Genomic DNA, 23317 nt, shown 5'->3' with positions numbered 1-23317 from the left:
GTCCAGGGCCCGCTGCAGGACGACGGTGTCCTCCAAGGTGTGGATCTCGGTGATACGCCCCCACTTGAGATACATGAACTGCGTCATCACGTTGTCGTAGCGGGAACCGTCCGGCAGCGGGCCGCCGATCCGGACGCGGGTGGCGACCTTCGTCAGCCAGGGGCCGCCGGAAATGATGATCTCCAGTGGCTCGAACTCCGCGTCCGGAATGAGGCGGAAGACCCGCTGCCACCACAGGCTCATGGATTCGACGGTATGCCGCTCACCGGAGAGCGCGTGCTCCCCGTAGAAAACATAAGTGAAATCCGGTGCGAGCGTGTCCACCATGGACTGCCAATTGCCGGAGTTGATGTCGGAAAACGCCTTGCGCAGCTTCGCTGCCACGATCCGGTGATACATATCCGCCTCCTTTCCGAAATGCCCCGCCCGAAACGGAAGATGAGGGAGACCTTGCACACCGAGACCTTGCCCACCAAGACCTCGCCCACAGAACCGAGCCCGGTACTGATCACGGGCTGCTCATCCGGCATCGGCCGTGCCTGCGCCCTCAGGATGCACCGCGCGGGAATGACCGTGTACGCCACCGCACGCAGGCCCGAGACCCTCTCCCCACTGGCCGCCGAGGGCATCCGCACCCTGCGGCTCGACGTCACCGACGAGGACAGCATGCGCGCGGCCGTCGACGCCGTCGAGGCCGAGCACGGGTCGGTGGGCACGCTCGTGAACAGCGCGGGGTTCGCCGCCTCCGGAGTCGTGGAGGAGATCGGACTGTCAGAGATGCGGCGGCAGTTCGAGACGAACGTGTTCGGGCTGGCCCGTCTCAGCCAGCTGGTCCTGCCCGGGATGCGGGCCGCCGGGCGGGGCACCGTCGTCAACATCTCCTCGATCTTCGGCCGCTACGCGGTCCCCGGCGGCGGCTTCTACCAGGCGTCCAAGCACGCCGTCGAGGCGCTGAGCGACGCGCTGCGGCTGGAGACGGCCGGCTTCGGCGTCAAGGTCGTCGTCATCGAGCCGGGGCCGGTGCGCACCACCAACTTCGGCGCGACGTACGTGGACAACCTCCCCTCCGTCAGCGCGGTGTACGACGAGTTCCGGCAGCGCACCGCCGAGTACTTCGAGGCCATCTACACCGGCAGCCGCCGCACCCTGGCGGGCACCTTCGCCGTCCAGGCCGACGACGTCGCCCGCGTCGTGACCCGCGCGGCCCGCACCCGCCGCCCCCGCGCCCGCTACACCGTCGGCTTCCTCGCCCGGAGCACCATCGCGCTGCGCCGCCTGGCCCCGGACGTGGTCTTCGACCACCTCTTCGTACGGCGCGCGTTCCCGGTGCCGCGCGGCGGCCCCCGGCGTACGGCGCCCCTGACCCGAACCGCTCCCGCAGGTAAGGACCTTCGATGAACACCGTCACCGCCACCCCTGCCCGCACCGCCCCCGGCCCGAAGGGCGCTCCCGTCCTCGGCAGTCTCGGCCCGTGGCGCCGCAACACCGCCGAGTTCCTGCTCGGCCTCCAGCGCGACCACGGCGAGCTGGTCCGGATGCGGCTCGGGCCGATGACGGTCCACCAGGCCACCAGCCCCGACGCGGTCCGCAGGGTGCTGGTGGAGAACAACGCCAACTATGTGCGCGGGCCGCTGTACGAGCAGTTCGGCGTGGTCATGGGCAAGGGCCTGCTGACCACGGACGGCGAGTTCTGGCGGGGGCACCGCCGGGCGGTGCAGCCGGTGTTCCTGAAGAACGCGGTCACCGACATCGTCCCCAACATCGTCGAGGCGACGACCGAGATGCTCGACGAGTGGGAGGCGAGGGCCGCGCGCGACGAGCCGGTGGACCTGATGGCCGAGATGCTGCGGCTCACCCTGGTCACCCTCAGCCGCTCGCTGTTCGCCTACGACATCAAGCCCGACGCGCCCGCGCTGAAGCGGATCGTCGACGACGTGGTGGAGGTGATGTTCCGGCGGGGCACCCCGTCCGAGATGCTGCCGTCCTGGCTGCCGACCGCACGCAACCGCAAGATCGCGAACATCCACCAGGTCTTCGACAAGGTCGTCGCGGACGTCCGGGAGAACTACGCGCGGACCGGCGAGGGCCCGCTGATCGCCCTGATGGAGCAGGCCGAGGACCCGGCGACCGGGGAGCCGTGGACCGACCGGCAGCTGCGGGACGAACTGCTCACCATCTATCTGGCGGGCCACGAGACCACGGCCGTGTCCCTGTGCTGGACGCTGCTGTCGATCGCCAACCACCCGCAGGTCCAGGAGGAGCTGGACGAGGAGATCGGCCGCGAGCTGGGCGGCGCCACCCTCGACGCGGACAGCGCGGCCGGGCTGACGTACACGCGGATGGTGGTGGACGAGAGCCTGCGGATGTACCCGCCGATCTGGATCTTCCCGAGGGCGGCCGTCGGCCCCGACACCCTCGACGGCTACGACATCGAGGCCGGCTCGTCGATCCTGCTCTCGCCGCTCGCCTCGCACCACAACCCGCGCCACTGGGACAACCCGGTGGCCTTCGACCCCTACCGCTTCACCCCGCAGGCCGTGCGGGAACGCCCGCGCATGGCGTACTTCCCCTTCGGGGCGGGCCCGCGGCAGTGCGTCGGCAACGCCATGGCGCTGCTCGAACTGCGGATCATCGTGGCGATGATCAACCAGCGCTTCAAGCTCAACCTCGTCCCCGGCGCCGCCCTGGGCTACGGCTCCCCCGTCATCTCCCTGCGGCCCCTGCGGGACGTGACGGTCCGTCTGCGCTCACGCGAGCACAAGCCGCACACCGTGACCCCGGTGACGTCCCACGCCACCACCGCGTCACCCACCGAGGGCTCGAAGTGCCCCTACAGCACGGGGGGCGCCTAGCCGCCGAACCCGCCCGGGGCACCCGGCGCTTCAGCGCCCGGCGCCGTGCCGGGTCCCGGCCGGCAGCGTGGGCTCCGTCTCGAGGGGTCCGGGCCGGCCGGTCTCCTCGGCCGCGCCTGCCCCGATCTGATCCTGGAACGCCCGCGGCAGGACGGCGGCGGCACGGTCCGTCTGGCCACGCTCCAGCAGGAGGGCCACGCGGTCCTGATCCACACCGCCGGCCAGGCCGCACTCGCCTCGCAGGCCCGGGCATGGCACGACCGTGTCGCCGTACTGGCCGCCGAGCCGGTCTCACCGGAGGTGCCCGCTCCGCTGCTCGTCCGCCCCGACGGCTATGTCGCCTGGCCCCCCGAGGCGGCCCCGGAGACCACCCTGGTCAGCGCGCTGCGGCGCTGGTTCGGGGAGCCCCGGGCCGGCGCCTGAGCAGCCCGGTCCGCCCGGTCAGTGCTTCTCGACGGCCTCCACCATCCGCAACGCCCGCCTGACGGTCTCCGCCAGGGACGGTCCCGCCGTCGCGTCGGACCGCAGCGCCCAGTCCTCCACCGCGATGCGCATCGCGGTGTTCAGCACGCCCGCCTCCACCCGGACCGCGAGATCGCCGACGGGCCGGCCCGTACGGTCCGCGATCATCGCGGCGAACGTCGCCTCCGCGTCGTAGTGCGCCTCCAGCCACACCGCGCGCAGCCCCGGCTCCTCACGGCACAGGAGGAGCAGGTCGCCCAGGGTCCGCAGCCGGGATGTGGCGTCGTCGTCGTACGGGACGCTCAGGATCGCATCGGCGAGTGAGCCGTGCTCGTCCCGGCCCTCCCGCAGATGCTCCGTCAGCAGCTCCAGGCCCGTGGTGAGCAGGGGGCGCACGCACTCCTCCTTGGAGCGGAAGTACCGCCACAGCGTGCGCGTCGACACCCCCGAGGCGGAGGCGATGTCCTCCGCGGTCACCGCCGCCACGCCCTTGGCGGCGAAGAGCCGGACCGCCTCCTCGGCGATCTCCATACGCGTCTCGGCGCGCCGCCGCTCCGTCAGCGGTGGCCGCCCCATGGCACCACCTGCTCGTCCGGCCATGCGCCCTCCTCGGCTTGCCGTGCTCACCCTATTTTACGTCGCGCCACGTCTTACTGGCGTGAAACGACCTACTGGCACACCGCGTCTTTATGTCGCACTGAGACAAAAACCAGTACTGTGCCTGACGCCACACCAAGCCACACCACGCCAACGCGCCGTACGTAGGGAGCCGCATGGGAGCCACCGGTCTGTCAGGCAAGAGCGTCATCGTCACCGGAGCCGCCTCCGGCATCGGCCGCGCCACCGCCCTGCGGTTCGCCGAAGAGGGAGCGAAGGTCGTGGTCGCCGACCTGAACGCGCAGGGCGCCAAGAGCGTCGTCGAAGCCATCGAGGCCGCGGGCGGAACGGCCGTCGCCGTCACGGGAGATCTGAGCGACGCCGCGGTGGCCGACGCGGTCGTGACCGCCGCGACCGGCACCTTCGGCGGCATCGACATCCTGGTCAACAACGCGGGCGTCATGGACAGCATGTCCGCCACGGCGGACGTCACCGACGCCGAGTGGGAGCGGACGCTGCGGATCAATCTCACCGCGCCGTTCCTGCTGACCCGGGCCGCCCTGCCGCACATGATCGCCGCGGGCGGCGGGGCCATCGTCAACACCGCGTCCGAGGCGTCGCTGCGGGGCAGCGCGGCCGGGACGGCGTACACCGTCTCCAAGCACGGGGTCCTCGGACTCACCCGCTCCCTCGCGGTGATGTACCGGGACCAGGGCATCCGCGCCAACGCCATAGCCCCGGGCGGCACGGCCACCGACATCACGGCCGATGTCCACATCGACCCGGAGGCCCACGGGCCGTCCGTCATCGGCAGGCACTTCGTCAGCATGGGCCGCATCTGCGAACCGGAGGAGCAGGCCGCCGCCATCGTCTATCTCGCGTCCGACGCGGCGAGCGGAGTCAACGGCGTCATCCTGCCGGTGGACAACGCCTGGGCCGCCGTCTGACCGCCTTGGCCCCCCAACCTCCGCGAGAGGTACGAGAGGAAGAGGACACCATGTCCACCCCCCACACCCTCGGCTTCGACCCGGACGCCCTGCGCGAGCGGTACCGCGCCGAGCGCGACCGGCGGATCCGCCCGGACGGCAACCGCCAGTACCGCCGTACCGCGGGCGAGTTCGGCCACTTCGACGAGGACCCGCACGCCGAGCCCGGATTCACCAGGGAGCCCCTGCACGACCATGTCGAGGTGGTGGTCGTCGGCGGCGGATTCGGCGGCCTGCTCGCCGCCGCCCGGCTGCGCCAGGCGGGCCTGCGGGACATCCGGATCATCGAGAAGGGTGCCGACTTCGGCGGCACCTGGTACTGGAACCGCTACCCGGGGATCCACTGCGACATCGAGTCCTACGTCTATCTGCCCCTGCTGGAGGAGCTCGGCTACGTCCCGAAGTGGAAGTACGCGCCGGGCGAGGAGATCAGGGAGCACGCCGGGGCGATCGCACGGCACTTCGACCTCTACCGCGACGCGTGTCTGCGGACCCAGGTGAGCGAACTCCGCTTTGACGAGGCGGAGTCCGTGTGGGTCATCGGCACCGATCGCGGCGACCGGATGACCGCCCGGCACGTCGTCGTGGCGACCGGCCTGCTCAGCCAGCCCAAACTGCCCGGGATCGAAGGCATCGAGACCTTCAAGGGGCACATGTTCCACACCAGCCGCTGGGACTACGACTACACCGGCGGCGACGCCAACGGCGGTCTGACAGGGCTCGCCGAAAAGCGCGTGGCCCTCATCGGCACGGGCGCCACGGCCATCCAGGTCGTCCCGCACCTCGGCCGGGACGCCCGGCACCTGTACGTGTTCCAGCGCACCCCGTCCTCCGTGGACGTGCGCGGACAGCGCCCCACGGACCCCGAGTGGGCGGACGCGCTGAAGCCGGGCTGGGCCCGGGAGCGCAGGGACAACTTCCTCGCGGTCGTCACGGGCGGCCGGGCCGAGGAGGACCTGGTCGCCGACGGCTGGACCAGCAGCGCCCGCCTCCAGCAGAAGCTCATCCCGACCAACAACTACGACGCCCTCACGCCCGAGGAGCGCGAACGCCTGGAGGAGATCGCCGACTTCCAGAAGATGAACGAGCTGCGGGCCCGGGTGGAGAGCATCGTCGAGGACCCGGAGACGGCCGAGAAACTCAAGCCCTGGTACCGCTACATGTGCAAGCGGCCCACCTTCAGCGACCTGTACCTGGAGACCTTCAACCGGCCGAACGTCACCCTCGTGGACACGGCCGACCACGGGGGCGTCGAGCGGATCACCGAGCACGCAGTCGTGGTCGGCGGGGTGGAGTACGAGGTGGACTGCGTCGTCTTCGGCACCGGCTTCGAGGTCGGCGTCTCCGGGCTGCTGTCCGGGCAGCTCCCCGCCTACGGCAGGGACGGCATCGCCCTGCTGGACTCCTGGCGGAAGACCGGCCCGAGAACCCTGCACGGCTTCTACAGCCGGGGCTTCCCCAACCTGTTCATGCTGGGCTCCGTGCAGAGCGCCAGCTCCGTGAACTATGTGCACGTCCTGGACGAACAGGCCACCCATGTCGCCGAGGTGATCGCCGAAGCGGTGAAGCGCCAGGCCCCGTGCGTGGAGCCGACGGCCAAGGCGGAGGCCGCCTGGGGGGACACGATCCGTCAGAAGTCGGCGGACCTGTACACGTTCCAGTCCGAGTGCACCCCCGGCTACTACAACGCCGAGGGCATGCCCAGACCCCGCAGCGAGTCCTACGGCGACGGCCCGGTCGCGTTCTACGAGCTGATCCGGCGCTGGCGCGCGGAGGGCGGCATGGACGAGGTGCTGGGGTCGTGACGGGTGGTTCGAGCAGGTACGACGCGAGTGAGATGCGCAGCCCCGGCCGGCGGGCCGGCCGCCTCAACTCACCGAACCCGCTGTGGGGTTCCAACGGCGTGGCGTTCGGCCCGGACGGCCGGCTGTACGTCGCCCAGTTCCTGGCCGGGAAGATCAGCGCCGTGGACCCGGCCACCGGGGACATCGAGGTCGTCGTCCCGATGGACAGCCCCGTCGAGTCGCCCGACGACCTGGCCTTCGGGGCGGACGGCTCGATGTACATCGCCGACCTGGTCCCCGGCCGGGTGTGGCGCCGCGGCCCTGAGGGCGAATACACCCTGGTCTCCGAGGAGGTGCGGGTCCCCAACGGCATCACCTGCGTCGGCGACCGGCTCTTCGTGAACGAGATGAAGATGAACGGCCGGCTGCTGGAACTCTTCCCCGGGGGCGGCGACCCGGTCGTCCTCACCGACGGGCTGGCCTTCGGCAACGCGATGCAGCTGGGCCCGGACGGCTGCCTCTACTACCCGCACATGATCAGCAGACAGGTCTGGCGCATCCCGCCCGACGGCGGGGTGCCCGAGGTGGTCGCCGAGGACGTGCACGACCCGGTCGCGGTCCGCTTCGACCTGGGCGGCGTCCTCAACGTCCTGTCCCGCGGCCCCGAGGGCATCGTCACCCGCGTCGACCTGCACGGCACGGGCGCGCGCTCACTGGTCACCAGCGGGGTCACGGGCCTGGACAACGCCGCGTTCGACGCGGAGAACCGCATGTTCGTCTCCAGCTTCGCCAGCGGCGGCATCACGGAACTGCGTCCCGACGGCCGCACCCGCCCGGTCGTGCCCCGCGGCCTGGACGGCCCCTACGGCGTGACGATCGACCTCGGCGGCACGGTGTACGCGGCCGACCACTACCGGCTGGCCCGGCCGGAACAACCCGACGAGGGCGGCTCGGGCGACGTCGCGACGGAGATCCTCCAGCCCTTCTTCCACGGCATCACCGCCGACGGTGAACTCCTGCACACCACCTCGCAGTTCGGCACCGTCCAGACCTACGACCCCGCCGCCGGGACGACCCGGACCAGGGCGAACGGACTGAACCAGCCCCTGGGCATCGCGACCCGGTCCGACGGCGCCCTGGTCGTCGCCGAGACAGGCGCCAGCCGGGTCATCGCCATCGACGAGGCCGACACGGTGACCGTCCTCGCCGAGGGCCTCGACCACCCCGTGGACGTGGCCTTCGACGCCGAGCAGCGCTGCTACGTCAGCGACGACCGGCGCGGAGCGATCCTGCGCATCGACGACGGCGAGGCGGTACCGGTCGCGGAGGGGCTCGGCGCCCCGCAGGGCCTCGCCGTCCACGGCGACGAACTCTTCACCGTGGACACCGAGCACCGCCGGCTGTGGTCGCTCTCCCTGACGACGGGCACGGCACGTATCGCGGCCGAGTCCCTACCAGTCGGCCTCCCTCCGGGCACCGCCCCCCGCCCTGCCCCCGCCCTCTTCACCCACCAACTCCCGGGCCTGGCCCACCGCTTCGCGGGCCTCGCCACCGCCCCGGACGGTTCCCTGCTGCTGTCGGCAAATGGGGAGGGGACGGTGGTGCGGTTGTCTCCGGTGTTGGGCGACACGTAGGGCCCGTCGAAGCGGCATCCGCCTCGGAGGGCCCGGCCGCGCCGGGCGAGTGGAGCGGCCGGGCATGTCCGACGGCGCCCGGTCCGTCGGTTCGCGGGCCCGACCGCTCCTGTCTCCGGCGCGGAGCGACCCGTAGCGACACGGGGAGACACGAACGGGGCGGCACTGAGCGCGGATCGCGCTCCGTGCCGCCCCGTGCGGCGGTTCAGCGGCGGCGGCCCCGGGAGGGCCTGGCGCGCCGGGAGCGCGAGGCGGTACCGGTGCGGGCGGGGCGGTTCTCGGCGGGCGGCGGGGTGAGGACGACGGGCACGCCCGAGGGCGCCTGGGCGCCGGTGATACGGCTCAGTTCGGCCTCGCCCGAGCGGACCCGGGTGATCCGCGGCGTGATCCCGGCGTCGGCCATCAGCCGGGCCGTCTCGCGCCGCTGGTGCGGCAGGACCAGCGTGACGACGGTGCCCGACTCGCCGGCCCGGGCGGTACGGCCGCCCCGGTGCAGGTAGTCCTTGTGGTCGCCGGGCGGGTCCACGTTGACGACGAGGTCGAGGTTGTCGACGTGGATGCCGCGGGCGGCGACGTTGGTGGCCACCAGGACCGTGACCTCGCCGTCCTTGAACCGGGCCAGGGTCCGGGTCCGCTGGGACTGGGACTTCCCGCCGTGCAGGGCCGAGGCGCGCACCCCGACGGCCAGCAGCTTCTTGGCCAGCCGGTCGGCGGCGTGCTTGGTGTCCAGGAACATGATCACGCGGCCGTCGCGGGCGGCGATCTCCGTCGTGGTGGCGTGCTTGTCGTCGTCCTCCACGTGCAGCAGGTGGTGCTCCATCGTGGTGACCGCGCCCGCGGACGGGTCGACCGAGTGGACCACCGGGTCGTGGAGGTAGGTGCGGACCAGACGGTCGACGTTGCGGTCCAGCGTGGCCGAGAACAGCAGCCGCTGGCCGTCGGGGCGCACCTGGTCGAGCAGGGCCGTCACCTGAGGCATGAAGCCCATGTCGGTCATCTGGTCGGCCTCGTCCAGGACGGTGACCGAGACCCGGTCCAGCCGGCAGTCACCGCGGTCTATGAGGTCCTTGAGCCGTCCGGGCGTCGCGACGACGACCTCGGCACCGGCGCGCAGCGCGCTCGCCTGGCGGCCGATCGACATCCCGCCGACCACCGTCGCGAGCCGCAGGCGCAGCGCGCGTGCGTAGGGGGTGAGGGCGTCGGTGACCTGCTGGGCCAGTTCCCGGGTGGGCGTGAGGACGAGCGCCACCGGCTGCTTGGGCTCGGCCCGCTGCCCGTCGATACGGGCCAGCACGGCGAGACCGAAGGCGAGGGTCTTGCCCGACCCTGTACGCCCGCGGCCCAGGACGTCACGCCCGGCCAGCGAGTTCGGCAGCGTCGCCGCCTGGATCGGGAACGGCTCCACCACGCCCTCGGCGCGCAGCGCGGTCAGCAGGCGATCGGGCAGGTCGAGGTCGGCGAACGCCTCGACGGCGGGCAGGGCCGGGGTGATGGTGGCGGGCGGCGCGAATTCGCCGCCGGGCGCCGTACGACGCCGGGGGGTGCCGCGGCCGGCACCGGCCGAACGGGAGGAGTTGTTCCGGCCGCCCCCCGCCCTGCGGGAGTGGGACGAGCCGTTGTTCTTGCGAGCGGTGCGATCCAAGGGGATCCTTCCTCGATGCGGCACGTATCGGGGAATTCCCGGAGGTCAGACGGCCTCTGGGGGCCGCACCAGGATTCGCAAGAATGAGCCGGGTAGGGAATGAAACGTGCGGGGGCCCGCACCACATGGGTGCGGGCCCCGATCACGTCGAACGCGTCAGCGTCAGGCGGGAACGATGTTCTCGGCCTGCGGGCCCTTCTGGCCCTGCGTGACGTCGAAGGTGACCTTCTGGCCTTCCTGAAGCTCACGGAAGCCGGAGGTGGCGATGTTCGAGTAGTGGGCGAACACGTCCGGGCCGCCACCCTCCTGCTCGATGAAGCCGAAGCCCTTTTCCGAGTTGAACCACTTCACGGTGCCAGTTGCCATACTGAATCTCCTTTTGAGGGCAGTAACCGAGATCCGCACTTTACGGACTCGGAGTCGCCGAGATGATCACCCTCAAGAGATCCGAAAACCTTCGGAAACCAAAAAGAGTGCTCGTCGACGGAGGTCGATAGAGCACTCGAAGTCTCTGGGAACCAAAACTGCAACGCCAGCCAAGGTAGCACAGGTCGCCTCGCGAGGCCCGGGAATGTCGTACCCGAGGCGGACCCGTCGGCCCGCTCGTACTGCGTTCTGAGTAGTCCGGATTGTCGGCAGCCGCACGACGACGCGGGGGCCTTGTCACGGACACGCTTGGCGGACGATCGACACCGGATGTGGAGACCTGCTGCCGTGGCAACTTTCCTGTATCGAGTGGGCCGTCTGGCCTTCCGGCGACGCTGGTACGTCGCCCTGGTCTGGGCGGCCGTCCTGGCCGCCGTAGGGCTCGGCGCCCTCAAGGCGCCGGGTGCCGCCGACGAGGAGTTCTCGATGCCCGGCATCGAGTCCCAGAAGGCGTTCGACCTCATGGAACAGCGCTTCCCGGGCGCCACGGCCGACGGGGCGACCGCCCGGGTCGTCTTCATCGCGCCGGGCGGCGAGAAGGTGACCGCCGCCGAGAACAAGGAGGCCATCGAGAAGGCGGTGTCCGGCCTGGGCGACGGCACGCAGGTCGCGAGCGCCGTCGACCCGTTCCAGGCGAAGACGATCAGCAAGGACGGCTCGACCGCCTTCGCGACCGTCACCTACAAGGTCAAGGCCACCGACCTCACCGACACCAGCCGGACCCATCTGGAGCACACCATCGAGGGGGCCCGGGACGCCGGGCTGACGGTCGAGGCGGGCGGCACCGCGCTGGCCGACGAGACCGGGCCGGGCGGCATGGCCGAGGTGATAGGCGTCGCCATCGCCGCCGTCGTCCTCCTCGTCACCTTCGGCTCCCTGGCCGCCGCCGGGCTGCCCCTGCTGACCGCCGTCATCGGCGTCGGCGTCAGCATGGCCACGATCCTCGCCCTGGCGAGCGCCCTCGGCCTGTCCACCACCACCGGCACCCTGGCGATGATGCTGGGCCTCGCCGTCGGCATCGACTACGCCCTGTTCGTGGTCTCCCGCTACCGGGAGGAACGCGCCAAGGGCGCCGCGCCGCAGGAGGCGGTCGGCATGGCCGTCGGCACGGCCGGGTCCGCGGTGGTCTTCGCCGGGCTCACCGTCGTCATCGCGCTGGCCGGGCTCGCCGTGGTCGGTATCCCGATGCTCACCAAGATGGGCCTGGCCGCCGCGGGCGCCGTCGTCATCGCCGTACTGATCGCACTGACCCTCGTCCCGGCGTTCCTCGGCTTCTGGCCGAACGCGGTGCTGCCGCGCCGGGCCCGCAAGAGCGGCCGGATCGAGGAGAGCACCGAGACCAACGGCGGAGCCCGCTGGGCCCGGTTCGTCCTGCGCCGCCCCATACCCGTCCTGCTGCTCGGCGTCGTCGGCCTCGGCGCCCTCGCGCTGCCCGCGGCCGACCTCCAGCTGGGCATGCCCGGCGACGAGGCCAAGCCGACCTCCACCACCGAGCGCCGGGCCTACGACGCGCTCGCCGAGGGCTTCGGGCCGGGCTTCAACGGGCCGCTGACCATCGTCGTGGACGGCAAGGGCGCCGCCGACCCCAAGGGGGCCGCGGACTCGATCGCCAAGGAGATCGGCGCCACGAAGGGCGTCGTGTCCGTCTCCCCGGCGCGCTTCAACGACGCCGGCGACACCGCCGTCTTCTCCGTGGTGCCCTCCACCGCGCCGACCGACGAGAAGACCAAGAACCTGGTGACGACCATCCGGGACGAACGCCCCGGCATCGAGTCCGGCACCGGCGCGAGCTACGAGGTGACCGGCACCACCGCGCTGAACATCGACATCTCCGAGAAGGTGCAGGCCGCGCTGATCCCGTATCTGATCGTCGTGGTCGGTCTGGCGATCGTCCTGCTGCTGGTGGTCTTCCGGTCGCTGCTCGTCCCGCTCAAGGCGGCCCTCGGCTTCCTGCTGTCGGTGCTGGCCTCGCTCGGCGCTGTCGTCGTGGTCTTCCAGCAGGGCCACGGCGCGGAGCTCCTCGGCGTGGAGCAGACCGGACCGATCATGAGCCTGATGCCGATCTTCCTGGTGGGCATCGTCTTCGGCCTCGCGATGGACTACGAGGTGTTCCTCGTCTCCCGGATGCGGGAGGCCTACGTCCACGGCGAGTCGCCCGCGCAGGCGGTCACCTCCGGCTTCCGGCACAGCGCCCGCGTGGTCGCGGCGGCGGCCCTGATCATGATCGCGGTGTTCGCCGGGTTCATCGGCGAGAACGACTCCATGATCAAGATGATCGGCTTCGGGCTCGCCGCCGCCGTCCTCTTCGACGCCTTCGTCGTACGGATGGCGATCGTGCCCGCCGTGCTCGCCCTGCTCGGCGACAAGGCGTGGTGGCTGCCGAAGTGGCTGGACCGCGTGCTGCCCCGCGTGGACGTGGAGGGAGAGGCGCTCAGCCGCCGGCCCGGGACGGAGCCGGCCCCGGAGGGCACGCCCGATCTGGAACCGGCGCGCACCTGACCCACCCCCCCACCAGGGCCGCCCGTGGCGAAGGACACGGGCGGCCCCTCGGGCGTTCCAGCCCGGAGTCGACCACGATGGTCCCAGTCCCACCGACCGGAGAGCCGATGAGTATCAGCCTGGAGCGGCGCTACGCGGACCGCCTCGAGGAGTTCTCCTCACGTCACCCCTTCCTCATCGACCTGGCGATGGTCCTGGCGCTGCTCGGCTGCACGGCCCTCGGCGGCTCGCTGACCATGCCCGGCGCCGCCCCGCCGGACCAGGACATGACCGCCACCGCCCTCTCGGGCGTGGCGTGTCTCGTGCTGCTCAAGCACCGCACGCACCCGCGCGCCTGCGTCGTCGTGGCCGGGGGCTGCACGGTGGCCGCGATCGCGCTCGGCTATCTGGTCACGCCCCTGCTGCTGGCGCCGATGATGGCGGCCCTCTACTGGCTGGCCGCGCTCACCGACCCCAAGTCCACCCGCGTCTACGGCCTCACCATCGTGGTGGCCGTGACGCTCGCGGCCGTGTTCTCCGACTCCATGAACCACATCTCGCTGCTGCTCAGGACGATCGGCCCGATCTTCTGGCTGCTGCTGCCCCTCGCCGCGGGCAAGACGACCCAGCTGCGCCGCGCCTACCTCCAGTCGGTGCAGGCCCGCGCCGAACACGCCGAGCGCACCCGGGAGGAGGAGGCCCGCCTGCGCGTCACCGAGGAGCGGATGCGCATCGCCCGGGAGCTGCACGACGTGGTCGCCCACCACATGGCCCTGGCCAACGCCCAGGCCGGCACGGCGGCGCATCTCGCCCTCACCAACCCCGAGCAGACCCAGAAGATCCTCACCGACCTGACCGGCACCACGTCCTCCGCGCTGCGGGAGCTGAAGGCCACGCTCGGCCTGCTGCGTGACAACGACGACGCCCCCGGCTCCCCGGGTCTTGAACCGTCCCCTGGCCTGGGCCGGCTGCCCGAGCTGGTCGCGGCGTGCGAGTCGGCGGGCCTTCAGGTCACCGTCTCCACGGAAGGGGAGCCGCAGTCGCTCTCACCGGGCGTGGATCTGACGGCCTTCCGGATCGTGCAGGAGGCCCTCACCAACGTCACCAAGCACGCCGCCGCCGAGGCCGCCCACGTCCGTCTCGAGTACACCCACTCCCGGCTGCTGATCACGGTCCTCAACGAGGGCCCCAGCAAACCGGAGGCGGCCAAGGGGCGCGGCTTCGGCGTCATGGGCATGCGCGAACGCGCTCTCTCCATCGGCGGCGAGCTGTGCGCGGGACCCCGCCCCCAGGGCGGTTTCGAGGTCACCACCGCGCTGCCGCTGCAGCCCTCCACCGATCTCGCGGAAGGAACCACGCCATGACCATCAGGGTGCTGCTCGCCGACGACCAGGCCCTGCTGCGGGCCACGTTCCGGATCCTCATCGACTCCTGCGCGGACATGGAGGTGGTCGCCGAGGCCTCCGACGGCGCCGAGGCGGTGGAGCTGACCCGCGCCCACCGCCCCGACATCGTCCTGATGGACATCCGCATGCCCGGCACCGACGGCCTCACCGCCACCGCGACCCTCTGCGCCGACCCGGAGCTGTCCGCCACCCGCGTCCTCATCCTGACCACCTTCGAGACCGAGGACTACGTCGCCGAGGCCCTGCGCGCCGGTGCCAGCGGCTTCCTCGGCAAGGACGTCACCGCCGACACCCTGCTGACGGGGCTGCGCACGGTGGCCTCCGGCGAGTCCCTCCTCTCGCCCGCCGCCACCCGCTCCCTCATCACCCGTTTCCTGCTGGCCCCCGCCGCCGGCACCCAGCTGGCACCGCCGGAGCGCCTCGCCGACCTCACGGTCCGCGAACGCGAGGTGATGGCCCTGGCCGCGGAAGGCCGGTCCAACACCGAGATCGCCGAGGACCTGACCCTCAGCCCGCTGACCGTGCGCACCCACATCCACCGGGCCATGACCAAGCTGAACGCCCGCGACCGTGCGCAGCTGGTCGTCATCGCCTACCAGACGGGGCTGGTGCGGGCGACGCCGCCCGCGGGGTGAGGGGGGCCGCTACGGCCTGCCGTAGGTCGCCACCATGACGGCCTCGGCCACCTTGTTCATGTCCTGGCCTTTGGCGTCGGCGGCGGTCGGCGGTGGAGTTGACGCTTTGAAGTGCTCTCCCTCGTGAACGAGGGAGATTCCTGCCTACCTTGCGGTGGCGGGCTTGACGCCACGGGGACGCCTGACGACTGCCCTCCCGGCAGCCGGGATGAGCGCGTGGCCCGTCCGGTACAGGTGCAGGATGTTCCGGGCTGCGTTCCAGTCGGCGTTGCCGGACCATCCGCAGTCGGGGTTCTTGCACACGAACGTGGCCTGGTCCTGGCGGCTGCCCGGTGTGGTGAAACCACAGGCTGAGCAGCGCAGGGAGGTGCCGGGGGCGGGGACCTTGTGCAGGGTGCCGCCGTGACGGGCGGTCTTGTACGTCAGCATCGTCACGGTGCGGCCCCATGCCTCTTGGCTGATGGAGCGGTTCAGGGCGGACTTCTGCGCGACGTTCCTGCCGGGGTTGTCGATGGTGCCCCTGGCGGACTTGACCATGTTCTTGATGTGGAGCTGTTCGACCACGACGGTGCCGTACCGCTTGGCAATGCTGGTGGTGGTCTTGTGCTGCCAGTCAACGGCGCGGCGCGTGGCTGTTGCGCGGAGCTGCTTGATCTGGTCGTAGGTATGCCGCAGGCGGCGGGAGGTCTTCTCCCCGCGCCGGCGGTGCTGCTTGCGCTGGGCGGCGCGTTGTTCGAGGCCGAGCAGTTTGGCCTTCTCCCGCGGGTTCAGCCACTTGTCCCGGTCGGCTGTCCCGTCGGGGAGGCGGGGCGGGCGGCCGTGGTCGCGGTGGTCGCCGTCGGAGAGGGCGAGGGGCAGGTTCACCCCGGCATCGATGCCGACCTCGGTTCCCTGGTGAGGCCCGGGCCTGGCTTGGAGGGTCTGGACGCGGAAGGCGATGTGCCAGCCGAGTGCGTCCTTGACCAGGCGTGCCCCGGTGATCCGGTTCTCCTTGTCGGCACGCTTGCCCACGGGGAGGTCCTTGGTCCAGCGGAACCGGACCCGTCCGATCTTTGGGATGTTGGTCATGCCCCAGCGGCGGTGCACGCGGGTGATGTTCAGATCCCGGCCCTGCGGGATGTCCACGGACATCACCGTGCGCAGGCGGGCCTTGAAGTTCGGCGCGTCGGCGCGGCCGTCCCAGCAGTTCTTCCATGCCTGGAAATACGTCTTCAGTACCGCTTGCGCGGCCTGGGCGGGCAGGACGGCGAGCCAGTCGATCTCGCCTCGGGCCTGGCGGATCGCCGTGTCCGCCGTGGCCAGGGAACGCTTGTCCCTGGGGAGCATCGTCCACCAGTCGTGCAGCAGGTTCCACAGGGTGCGGGCCGCGTGCGCCTGGTCGTCCATGAGCCGGATCTGCGCAGGGGTCAGCGCGAGTCGGGCACGATGCCCGAACTGCCGCTTCTCTCCTGCACGTTCCGTGGTCACTCGATCACGATACCGTTTGGCTCATGTCACCGCGGTGGAATCCGAATCCCGATGTACGCACTGGCCGTCACGTCGTCCACAACCTGCATGTCCACTTGGTGTTTGTCACCAAGTACCGGCGCAAGGCCATGACGGACGCCATGCTGACCAGGTGCGAGGAGATCATGCGGGAGGTCTGCCAGGACTTCGAGGCCGAGCTGAAGCAGTTCAACGGCGAAGAGGACCACGTGCACCTCCTGGTGCACTATCCGCCCAAGGTCCAGCTCTCCAGACTGGTCAACTCCCTCAAGGGCGTCTCCTCCCGCTACCTGCGCAAGGAGTACGACGCGCACGTCCGCCGGTACTTGTGGGGCGGACATTTCTGGTCCGGCTCGTACTTCGCCGGAAGCTGCGGCGGGGCACCGCTGACCGTCGTACGCCAGTACATCGAGAACCAGCAGCGCCCCGTGTGACCTGGCTGCGGCCAACAGCGCAGATCCGTACCCAAAACCGAGGTCAGAGCAGTATCGAGATGCGCTTCACCTCCCCCGTGAACGGGGGAGCACCGCGCAAGATCAAAGGTGGACGAGAGTGCGGGAGCCGTTGCGGGTGCCGGCGATGGCCGCGTTGTACCCCCAGCGCCCGCCCGTCTTGCCCCACACCTCACGCCCGCCCAGCACCTTCATCGACAGGCCCGAGGCGTACGCGGCCCGCTTCCCGGTCTTGAAGTCGGCCCGTCCACGGCCAGTCCGTACAGCGCGGTGGCGGCCAGCATCGCGAACAGCACGGCGACGGGAGCGCGCCGCCGCCAGACCAGGGGCAGCACGGTGAGCGTGCTCAGCGCGTACGCACCCCAGGTCGCGGGCGGCGCCCCGGCCGCACGCGGCACGACGAACGGCATGGTCGTCGCGCACTGCACGAGCAGCGCGATGCCGATGTCGACGACGAGCGGATTGGCGGCCGTCAACGCGCGCGCCTGCTCCCACCACCCTCGCGGGTCCCTGCGTATGCCCCCCATGCCTCCACAAGGTAGTGCGCCCCGACGGCCGCCTACGCCCCAGGAGCGCGGAACGCGACCTGCCGGCGGGTGGCCTCGTCGATCTCGTCGACGGTGAGCAGCGGGGTCGCCCGCGACTGGATGGCACCGCTGGCCTTGACGGTGAGGCTGACGGCGGCCATGGAGACGGCGTCGGGGAAGTCGATGACCATCACGAGGTCGTCCGCCCCGAAGGCGAAGTACATGACCTCGACCCGCCCCCCGAGACCGGACACGACCTGCTCGACGGCAGCCCGCCGCCCACTGGCACCTCCCTTGAGCAGCCCCTTGGTGCCTTCGGGCGTGTACGTGGCCTGGATGAGGAACTTCGGCATGGGGCATGCCTTCCCGGGGGCACCCCGGCCGCTACCGGCGCGGCCGCCGCATTCACTCGCCCGCGCCATACAGCCTGGCCGACGCGTCGACGTGGGCCAGGCGGCGGAGCGAGCTGAGGATCGCCTCGCCCAGGACGGTGCCGATCACCACGCCCTCCACCTTCTCCTCGATCGCCAGGTGCCGGTCCACGTACTCGAGGTCGGCGCGGGCGACCTGTTCGGCGGCGTCGGCGTAGGTGTCGAGCAGATCGGCGAAGGCGCCGTGGCCCAGCCTGGCCATGGCGGCGAGAGCCTCGGACAGGTCGGCGGCCGCGGGGTTCGACGGGTGGGTGCGCCAGCCCCGCCGGGAGATGAGGTCGGTGACGGCGGTTCGGGCGGCCGCCGACTCGGCGTCGTCGTGCTCGCCGTCCGGCCCGGCCACGCCGTGCGCGGCGGATCCGAGCACCTTGTGCAGCGGGCGCTCCGGGTCGTCGACGGCCGCGAGGACCTCCGCGATCCCGGCCACCTTCATGCCGCCCACCTCGGCCAGGGCGCGGATCAGGTGCAGCCGGCGCTCGTGCGGTTCGCCGTAGCTGGCCTGGTTCCGGCTGGTCAGTTCGCCCGCGGGCAGCAGGCCTTCGCGGACGTAGTACTTGATCGTCGGCACCGGCACCCCGGTCTTCCGGCTCAACTCTCCGATACGCAACGCCGGTTCACTCCTCGGTTTTCCGCCTGCCCGCCCGTCGGCCCTTGCCGACCCGGCTCCCATGATAGATAGTTCAGCTATCGGATAGCGGATAGTGCCGCTATCCATTCACGGGAGGGGTGGGCATGGTGGTGCTCTTACGCACGTCACATACGTCGTCCTGGCATCGGCCGCTGGTGCTGTTCTCGGCCGCGATGGCGGTGCTGGCGGTCGTGTCCGCGGTGGGGCTCCTGGTCGACGATCGCGTCCTCGTGGGGGCGCCGATCTGGGCCAAGCCGTTCAAGTTCGCGGTCTCGTTCGTGGCGTACGGCCTCTCCCTCGCCTGGATGCTGTCGCTCCTCCCCGGCCGCCGGCGCACGGGCTGGTGGGCGGGGACCGTCGTCGCGCTGGCCAGTCTCGTCGAGATGGTGATCATCACCGGGCAGGTCGTCCGCGGAAAGCGCAGCCACTTCAACCACGCGACACCGTTCGACGAGGCGCTGTTCAACGCGATGGCCGTCACGGTCGTCATCCTGTGGGCCGGCACGCTCGTCGTGGCCGTGCTGCTGCTCCGGGCCCGCATCGCCGACCGGGCCTCCGCCTGGGCCGTGCGCTCGGGAATCCTCCTGGCGCTGACCGGGGCCGCCGTCGGCTTCCTGATGACCCAGCCGGCGCCCGGGCAGCGGCGCGGCGTCTCCAAGGTGGTCGGCGCGCACAGCGTGGGCGTGCCGGACGGGGGCCCCTCGATGCCGCTGACCGGCTGGTCCACCACCGGCGGCGATCTGCGGATCCCGCACTTCGTCGGCATGCACGCGCTCCAGCTCCTGCCGCTGCTGGTCATGCTGCTCGGCCTTCTGGCCCCGCGGTTCGCCCGGCTGGCCGACGACCGGGTGCGGCTGCGCCTCGTACTGCTCGCCTCGGGCGCGTACGCCGCCGTCTTCGCGCTGCTCCTGTGGCAGGCGCTGCGCGGTCGGCCGCTGACCGGCCCGGACGGAGCGACGCTCGGGGCGGCCGGCCTGATCCTGCTGGCCGTCGCCCTCGGGACGTACGGATCCCTGCGGACGTCCCCCGCGCCCGGGGCCACCGCACCCGAAGCCGCTCCCGCCCCGAAGGACCTCTTGCCATGACCGGATTCCTCTTCGAATTGTCCTTCCTGCTGGCCGCACCCGTCTGGCTGCTCATGATCTTCGCGCCGGGATGGGGACCGACCGCCCGCGTCGCCGGGTCACCGCTGACCGTGGTGCCGGTCCTGCTCGTGTATCTCGCGCTCGCGGTCCCGGTCTTTCCCGAATTGTGGAGCGCGGTCAGCAGCCCGGACCTCGACACCTTCCGCGACCTCACAGCCCTCCCCGACGGCGCCGGAGCCGTCTGGGCGCAGGTCATCGCCTGGGATCTGCTGATCGGCCAGTGGATGTACCGGGAGAGCCGACGGCTGGAGATCTCCGCCCTGCTGATGGGGCCGCTGCTGGTTCTCACGGTGCTGCTGTCGCCGTTCGGGTTCCTGGTCTTTCTGGGGGTGCGGGCGGTGAGGATGCGGCGGGCCGGGCCGAGGTCCTTGAGCGGCGGGCCGGTTCCGGGTCAGGCCCGGAGATAGGCCAGTACCGCCAGTACGCGGCGGTGGTCGTCGGGCGCCGACGGGGGCAGGTCGAGCTTCTGGAGGATGCTCGCGATGTGCTTCGCGACGGCGGCGTCCGTGACGACGAGGCGGCGGGCGATCGCCGCGTTGGAGCGGCCCTCGGCCATGAGGGCGAGTACCTCGCGTTCGCGGGGCGTGAGGCGGTCCAGCGGGTCGCGGCGGCGGGCGAGGAGCTGGCGTACGACTTCGGGGTCGACGACCGTCGCCCCGGCGGCCACGCGGGTGACGGCGTCGGCGAACTCCTCGACGTCGCCGATGCGTTCCTTGAGGAGGTAGCCCGTTCCGACGCTGCCGCGGCGGTCGTCCAGGAGCTCGTCGGCGAAGGTCTGCTCGACGTACTGGCTGAGGACGAGGACCGCGAGGCCGGGTTGCTCGGCCTGGAGCAGACGTGCCGTGCGCAGTCCCTCGTCCGTCTGGCCGGGTGGCATCCGGACGTCGGTGATCACCAGGTCCGGCCGGTGCTCCCGGGCGGCGTCGAGCAGCGCGGGGCCGTCGCCCACGGCGGCGAGGACCCGGTGGCCGAAGCGCTGGAGCAGATGGACGAGACCCTCGCGCAGGAGGACGGCGTCCTCCGCGATGACTATGCGCAGTGACTGCCGCACGGGATCTCCGCCCTGAGGAGTGTGGGCCCGCCGGGCGGGCTGGACAGGAGCATTCTGCCGTCGGCGGCGGCGATGCGGTCGGCGAGGCCGATCAGGCCCGTACCGCGGGCGGGGTCGGCGGCGCCGGAGCCGTTGTCCTCGATGTCGAGGCGGAGCACACCGCCGTGGCAGCGGGCGGTGACGCGGCAGCGGTCGGCGCCGCTGTGCCGGGCGACGTTGGTGAGGGCCTCGGCGGTCACGTAGTACGCCGTCTGCTCGACGGTGGCCGGCAGCCGGCCGGGCAGGTCGAGGTCGAGGTCCGTGGGGACCGGGCAGCGTCCGGCGATGTCCCGGGCGGCGGCGGGCAGTCCGCGTTCCGTGAGGATCTGCGGATGGATGCCCCGGATCAGTTCACGCAGCTCGGTGAGCGCCTCCTTGGCGAGGGCATGGGCCTCGCCGACCTCTTTCGCCGCCGCGCTGCCGGGCGGCAGGTCGAGGCCGGCGAGGCCCAGCTTCACGGTGAGGGCGACGAGGCGCTGCTGGGCACCGTCGTGCAGGTCGCGTTCGATGCGGCGGCGTTCGGTCTCGAAGGCGTCGACGAGGCGGGCCCTGGACCGTACGACCTCGCGCAGTTCGCGGTCCCTCGGGAAGAGCACCGCACGGGTCACGGTGGCGCGGACGCCGGCCCACGCGGCGACGGGGTACGCGGCCACGGGCAGCAGCAGCGCGCCCGCGAACGGACCGGCCACGGCCTGCCAGGTCGTGGCGGTGGGCTGGAAGGGCGCGAGGAGCAGGAAGCCCGGGATGCCGAGCGAGACCAGGACGACGCCGAGGTCCATCCAGCCGACGGCCAGGACCGACACGACGCCATAGCCGACGGCCCGTGGACCGCCCGGGGCCTCCGGCCGTTCGCCGGTGTCGACGAGAGCGAGCCGGCGCCGCTCCAGAGGCCCCGCGAGGGCGGCGGCGAAGACCAGCACGGCCCCCGCGCAGAGCACCCTGGCGACGGGGCCGACGGGTGCGCTGAACAGCCCGCCGACACCGAGGTAGACGCCGGTCGCGAACACCCCGCCGGACAGCAGGTACCCCAGTGCGCGCCACGGCCAGCGGGTGCGGAGAAAGCCCAACGGGCCGTGGGTGAGGGCCTCCAGGACGGTTCGGGGCGTGGTCACGCGGTCGACCGTAGCGGCGCGGGGCGGCCAGGGCAGTAGTGCCAGGTGGAGTATCGGCTCTCGCCCGTGCGGCAATGTGCCGGGCGGTGCCGCTGCCGTTGCCTTGAGGGCATGACCACGACCAACACAACCACCCGGCACGGCACTTCGACTGTGCTCCCCGTCCGGCTCCGGTCGGTGACCAAGCGCTACGGCTCCGGCGAGCGCGCCGTCACCGCCCTCGACGACGTGACCCTCGACTTCGCGGCCGGGACGATGACGGCCGTCATGGGCCCCTCCGGTTCCGGCAAGTCCACCTTGCTGCACTGCGCGGCGGGCATCGACCGGCCCAGCACGGGGGAGGTGCTGATCGACGGTACGGAACTGGGCGGTCTTGACGAGAACGCGCTGACGGTGCTGCGCAGGGAACGGGTCGGGTTCGTCTTCCAGGCGTTCAACCTGGTGTCGGCCCTGACCGCAGCGCAGAACGTCGAACTGCCCCTGAGACTGGCCGGGTCACGCCCGGCGGCGGACGAGGTGCGCTCGGCCCTCGGCGCGGTCGGGCTCGCGGACCGTCACGCACACCGGCCGAGCGAACTGTCCGGAGGTCAGCAGCAGCGCGTCGCGATCGCGCGGGCGATGATCGCCCGGCCCGCCGTCCTCTTCGCCGACGAGCCGACCGGCGCGCTGGACAGCGGTGCCTCGCGGGTCGTGCTGCGGCTGCTGCGCGACCTGGTGGACAGCCGTGGGCAGACGGTCGTGATGGTGACGCACGACCCGGCCGCGGCGGCCTACGCGGACCGGGTGCTGCTGCTGGCCGACGGCCGGCTCGCGGACGAACTGCCGGGTGCCGAGGGCGCCGAGGCGATCGCGGCGCGGACGGCCGCCCTGGAGGTGCGGCCGTGATCAGCCTGGCGACGGCGAGGGAACGGTGGACCTCCTTCCTGGGGTCCTTCGTGGCCGTGGCGCTGGGCGTCGCGGTCGTCACGATGAGCGCGCTGGTTCTGCTGTCGGACGGTACGGGTGTGCCGCGGCGGCTCGCGGGGGCGCCGGTGCTGGTGCAGAGCCCGGCGGGGGAGCGGACCGGCGGGGTGTTCACGGAGAACCCGCCGTGGGCACCGGAGCGCGCCGAGGAACTGCGACGGAAGCTCGCCGAACTGCCGGGAGTGGCCGCCGCGGTGCCGGACCGGTCCTTCTACGCACAGGCGCCGGGCAGCGAGCAGCGCAAGGGCGAGCGGCAGGGCCACCCCTGGTCGTCCGCGGCGCTCGCCTCGTACGGCCTGAGCGCGGGCAGGCCGCCGGCCACGACGGGAGAGATCGTCGTGGACGCTTCCCTCGGGCACCGGCCGGGCGAGCCGGTCACGGTGCTGACGGCGCGCGGGCCCGAGCGCTTCTCGGTGTCCGGGACGCTGGACGGCCCCGGCTACTACGTCACCGACGGAAAGGCCGCCCGACTGGCGGGCGGCGTACGGGCCATCGGCCTGGTCCTCGAACCCGGCACCGGCACCACCCGGGTCGCGGACGCCGCGCGGCGCGTCACCGGCGGCGACGGCACGGTCCTGACCC

The 23317-nt window shown here is 71.7% G+C and carries 22 protein-coding genes and 3 pseudogenes; 14 read left to right on the top strand and 11 right to left on the bottom strand.

Going from position 1 to position 23317, the window contains the following annotated elements; all coding sequences use genetic code 11:
• Positions 1 to 384: nuclear transport factor 2 family protein (locus tag ACWIF2_RS33530; protein ID WP_454364658.1), on the bottom strand; the 384-nt coding region annotated here is incomplete at its 3' end.
• A 54-nt stretch (positions 385 to 438) separates the two neighbouring features.
• Between ACWIF2_RS33530 and ACWIF2_RS33525 the strand changes: the two genes are divergently transcribed.
• The 3 genes from ACWIF2_RS33525 to ACWIF2_RS33515 are packed head-to-tail and all read left to right on the top strand — an operon-like array spanning position 439 to position 3275.
• The gene (locus ACWIF2_RS33525; RefSeq protein ID WP_454364657.1) at positions 439 to 1398 is read left to right on the top strand and encodes an SDR family NAD(P)-dependent oxidoreductase; all 960 of its coding nucleotides are present in this window, start codon (positions 439 to 441) and stop codon (positions 1396 to 1398) included.
• The gene (locus ACWIF2_RS33520) at positions 1395 to 2852 is read left to right on the top strand and encodes a cytochrome P450 (protein WP_454364656.1); all 1458 of its coding nucleotides are present in this window, start codon (positions 1395 to 1397) and stop codon (positions 2850 to 2852) included. Before ACWIF2_RS33525 ends, ACWIF2_RS33520 begins: the two co-directional genes overlap by 4 nt.
• A gap of 45 nt (positions 2853 to 2897) precedes the next feature.
• Complete coding sequence (locus tag ACWIF2_RS33515; RefSeq protein WP_454364655.1) at positions 2898 to 3275, top strand: aromatic-ring hydroxylase C-terminal domain-containing protein; 378 nt, start codon at positions 2898 to 2900, stop codon at positions 3273 to 3275.
• Positions 3276 to 3293: 18 nt separating this feature from the next.
• Here the strand turns inward: ACWIF2_RS33515 and ACWIF2_RS33510 are convergent, their stop codons facing one another.
• Positions 3294 to 3914 carry a TetR/AcrR family transcriptional regulator gene (locus ACWIF2_RS33510; protein ID WP_454364654.1) on the bottom strand — a complete coding sequence of 207 codons (621 nt, stop codon included), beginning with the start codon at positions 3912 to 3914 and terminating at the stop codon, positions 3294 to 3296.
• A 173-nt stretch (positions 3915 to 4087) separates the two neighbouring features.
• Here ACWIF2_RS33510 and ACWIF2_RS33505 point away from each other — a divergent pair, with 173 nt between their 5' ends.
• Genes ACWIF2_RS33505 through ACWIF2_RS33495 form a run of 3 tightly spaced genes read left to right on the top strand, consistent with a single transcriptional unit; the run spans position 4088 to position 8315 of the window.
• Positions 4088 to 4858, top strand: a complete 771-nt coding sequence (locus ACWIF2_RS33505; RefSeq protein ID WP_454364653.1) for an SDR family NAD(P)-dependent oxidoreductase — start codon at positions 4088 to 4090, stop codon at positions 4856 to 4858.
• A 50-nt stretch (positions 4859 to 4908) separates the two neighbouring features.
• Entirely contained in the window at positions 4909 to 6702 is a 1794-nt protein-coding gene (locus ACWIF2_RS33500; RefSeq protein WP_454364652.1) for a flavin-containing monooxygenase, read from the top strand.
• 32 nt (positions 6703 to 6734) lie between these two features.
• Entirely contained in the window at positions 6735 to 8315 is a 1581-nt protein-coding gene (locus tag ACWIF2_RS33495) for a hypothetical protein (protein WP_454364660.1), read from the top strand.
• A 205-nt stretch (positions 8316 to 8520) separates the two neighbouring features.
• Here ACWIF2_RS33495 and ACWIF2_RS33490 read toward each other — a convergent pair whose 3' ends face one another.
• Positions 8521 to 9957 (bottom strand): DEAD/DEAH box helicase, encoded by a 1437-nt coding sequence (locus tag ACWIF2_RS33490; protein WP_454364651.1) that lies wholly within the window; start codon positions 9955 to 9957, stop codon positions 8521 to 8523.
• A gap of 162 nt (positions 9958 to 10119) precedes the next feature.
• Positions 10120 to 10323 carry a cold-shock protein gene (locus ACWIF2_RS33485; RefSeq protein ID WP_003991681.1) on the bottom strand — a complete coding sequence of 68 codons (204 nt, stop codon included), beginning with the start codon at positions 10321 to 10323 and terminating at the stop codon, positions 10120 to 10122.
• A 348-nt stretch (positions 10324 to 10671) separates the two neighbouring features.
• Between ACWIF2_RS33485 and ACWIF2_RS33480 the strand changes: the two genes are divergently transcribed.
• The 3 genes from ACWIF2_RS33480 to ACWIF2_RS33470 all read left to right on the top strand — a co-directional run bounded on the left by ACWIF2_RS33480 (position 10672) and on the right by ACWIF2_RS33470 (position 14902).
• Entirely contained in the window at positions 10672 to 12882 is a 2211-nt protein-coding gene (locus ACWIF2_RS33480) for an MMPL family transporter (protein WP_454364650.1), read from the top strand.
• A gap of 107 nt (positions 12883 to 12989) precedes the next feature.
• On the top strand, positions 12990 to 14225 hold the full coding sequence (locus ACWIF2_RS33475; protein WP_454364649.1) for a sensor histidine kinase: 1236 nt from the start codon (positions 12990 to 12992) through the stop codon (positions 14223 to 14225).
• Positions 14222 to 14902, top strand: coding sequence for a response regulator transcription factor (locus ACWIF2_RS33470; protein ID WP_454364648.1), 681 nt, complete (start codon positions 14222 to 14224; stop codon positions 14900 to 14902). Before ACWIF2_RS33475 ends, ACWIF2_RS33470 begins: the two co-directional genes overlap by 4 nt.
• Before the next feature lie 144 nt (positions 14903 to 15046).
• Here ACWIF2_RS33470 and ACWIF2_RS33465 read toward each other — a convergent pair whose 3' ends face one another.
• Complete coding sequence (locus ACWIF2_RS33465; protein WP_454364647.1) at positions 15047 to 16369, bottom strand: RNA-guided endonuclease InsQ/TnpB family protein; 1323 nt, start codon at positions 16367 to 16369, stop codon at positions 15047 to 15049.
• A 23-nt stretch (positions 16370 to 16392) separates the two neighbouring features.
• On the opposite strand from ACWIF2_RS33465, the gene tnpA reads away from it, so the two are divergent.
• The gene (tnpA, locus tag ACWIF2_RS33460) at positions 16393 to 16821 is read left to right on the top strand and encodes an IS200/IS605 family transposase (protein WP_454364646.1); all 429 of its coding nucleotides are present in this window, start codon (positions 16393 to 16395) and stop codon (positions 16819 to 16821) included.
• Between the two features lie 108 nt (positions 16822 to 16929).
• On the opposite strand, the pseudogene ACWIF2_RS33455 reads toward tnpA, so the two are convergent.
• The 4 genes and pseudogenes from ACWIF2_RS33455 to ACWIF2_RS33440 form a co-directional block, all read right to left on the bottom strand.
• A pseudogene (locus ACWIF2_RS33455) lies at positions 16930 to 17079 on the bottom strand (peptidase); the annotation flags it as partial.
• Positions 17079 to 17366: pseudogene (locus tag ACWIF2_RS33450) on the bottom strand (DUF7134 domain-containing protein); the annotation flags it as partial. The pseudogenes ACWIF2_RS33450 and ACWIF2_RS33455, both read right to left, overlap by 1 nt.
• Positions 17367 to 17398: 32 nt before the next feature.
• Complete coding sequence (locus ACWIF2_RS33445) at positions 17399 to 17719, bottom strand: GYD domain-containing protein (protein WP_454364645.1); 321 nt, start codon at positions 17717 to 17719, stop codon at positions 17399 to 17401.
• 52 nt (positions 17720 to 17771) lie between these two features.
• Positions 17772 to 18404 carry a MerR family transcriptional regulator gene (locus ACWIF2_RS33440; protein ID WP_454364644.1) on the bottom strand — a complete coding sequence of 211 codons (633 nt, stop codon included), beginning with the start codon at positions 18402 to 18404 and terminating at the stop codon, positions 17772 to 17774.
• Positions 18405 to 18598: 194 nt separating this feature from the next.
• Between ACWIF2_RS33440 and ACWIF2_RS33435 the strand changes: the two genes are divergently transcribed.
• Together ACWIF2_RS33435 and ACWIF2_RS33430 are read left to right on the top strand one after the other, a co-directional pair.
• Positions 18599 to 19510: a hypothetical protein gene (locus tag ACWIF2_RS33435; RefSeq protein ID WP_454364659.1), complete on the top strand. Its 912-nt coding sequence runs from the start codon at positions 18599 to 18601 to the stop codon at positions 19508 to 19510.
• The gene (locus ACWIF2_RS33430) at positions 19507 to 19977 is read left to right on the top strand and encodes an ABA4-like family protein (protein ID WP_454364643.1); all 471 of its coding nucleotides are present in this window, start codon (positions 19507 to 19509) and stop codon (positions 19975 to 19977) included. The genes ACWIF2_RS33435 and ACWIF2_RS33430 overlap by 4 nt, the downstream gene beginning before the upstream one ends.
• Here ACWIF2_RS33430 and ACWIF2_RS33425 read toward each other — a convergent pair.
• The gene (locus ACWIF2_RS33425; protein WP_454364642.1) at positions 19962 to 20621 is read right to left on the bottom strand and encodes a response regulator; all 660 of its coding nucleotides are present in this window, start codon (positions 20619 to 20621) and stop codon (positions 19962 to 19964) included. The two genes, ACWIF2_RS33430 and ACWIF2_RS33425, sit on opposite strands and share 16 nt — an antisense overlap.
• On the bottom strand, positions 20600 to 21772 hold the full coding sequence (locus ACWIF2_RS33420) for a sensor histidine kinase (protein WP_454364641.1): 1173 nt from the start codon (positions 21770 to 21772) through the stop codon (positions 20600 to 20602). Before ACWIF2_RS33420 ends, ACWIF2_RS33425 begins: the two co-directional genes overlap by 22 nt.
• Before the next feature lie 111 nt (positions 21773 to 21883).
• Between ACWIF2_RS33420 and ACWIF2_RS33415 the strand changes: the two genes are divergently transcribed.
• Together ACWIF2_RS33415 and ACWIF2_RS33410 are read left to right on the top strand one after the other, a co-directional pair.
• Positions 21884 to 22657, top strand: a complete 774-nt coding sequence (locus ACWIF2_RS33415) for an ABC transporter ATP-binding protein (protein WP_454364640.1) — start codon at positions 21884 to 21886, stop codon at positions 22655 to 22657.
• Positions 22654 to 23317 (top strand): annotated as a pseudogene (locus tag ACWIF2_RS33410) (ABC transporter permease); the annotation flags it as partial. The gene ACWIF2_RS33415 and the pseudogene ACWIF2_RS33410, both read left to right, overlap by 4 nt.

The organism is Streptomyces sp. NPDC055506 (assembly GCF_053643595.1).
Note: the sequence above shows the minus strand (reverse complement) of the source record. Positions and strands in the feature narration are given on the sequence as shown.

What these genes read in the sequence shown, in the direction of transcription:
- tnpA (WP_454364646.1), top strand. Translation starts at nt 16,393, where the DNA reads ATGTCACCGCGGTGGAATCCGAATCCCGATGTACGCACTGGCCGTCAC.
- ACWIF2_RS33470 (WP_454364648.1), top strand. Translation starts at nt 14,222, where the DNA reads ATGACCATCAGGGTGCTGCTCGCCGACGACCAGGCCCTGCTGCGGGCC.
- ACWIF2_RS33495 (WP_454364660.1), top strand. Translation starts at nt 6,735, where the DNA reads ATGCGCAGCCCCGGCCGGCGGGCCGGCCGCCTCAACTCACCGAACCCG.
- ACWIF2_RS33415 (WP_454364640.1), top strand. Translation starts at nt 21,884, where the DNA reads ATGACCACGACCAACACAACCACCCGGCACGGCACTTCGACTGTGCTC.
- ACWIF2_RS33500 (WP_454364652.1), top strand. Translation starts at nt 4,909, where the DNA reads ATGTCCACCCCCCACACCCTCGGCTTCGACCCGGACGCCCTGCGCGAG.
- ACWIF2_RS33505 (WP_454364653.1), top strand. Translation starts at nt 4,088, where the DNA reads ATGGGAGCCACCGGTCTGTCAGGCAAGAGCGTCATCGTCACCGGAGCC.
- ACWIF2_RS33510 (WP_454364654.1), bottom strand. Translation starts at nt 3,914, where the DNA reads ATGGCCGGACGAGCAGGTGGTGCCATGGGGCGGCCACCGCTGACGGAG.
- ACWIF2_RS33475 (WP_454364649.1), top strand. Translation starts at nt 12,990, where the DNA reads ATGAGTATCAGCCTGGAGCGGCGCTACGCGGACCGCCTCGAGGAGTTC.
- ACWIF2_RS33430 (WP_454364643.1), top strand. Translation starts at nt 19,507, where the DNA reads ATGACCGGATTCCTCTTCGAATTGTCCTTCCTGCTGGCCGCACCCGTC.
- ACWIF2_RS33445 (WP_454364645.1), bottom strand. Translation starts at nt 17,719, where the DNA reads ATGCCGAAGTTCCTCATCCAGGCCACGTACACGCCCGAAGGCACCAAG.
- ACWIF2_RS33485 (WP_003991681.1), bottom strand. Translation starts at nt 10,323, where the DNA reads ATGGCAACTGGCACCGTGAAGTGGTTCAACTCGGAAAAGGGCTTCGGC.
- ACWIF2_RS33525 (WP_454364657.1), top strand. Translation starts at nt 439, where the DNA reads ATGAGGGAGACCTTGCACACCGAGACCTTGCCCACCAAGACCTCGCCC.
- ACWIF2_RS33520 (WP_454364656.1), top strand. Translation starts at nt 1,395, where the DNA reads ATGAACACCGTCACCGCCACCCCTGCCCGCACCGCCCCCGGCCCGAAG.
- ACWIF2_RS33435 (WP_454364659.1), top strand. Translation starts at nt 18,599, where the DNA reads ATGGCGGTGCTGGCGGTCGTGTCCGCGGTGGGGCTCCTGGTCGACGAT.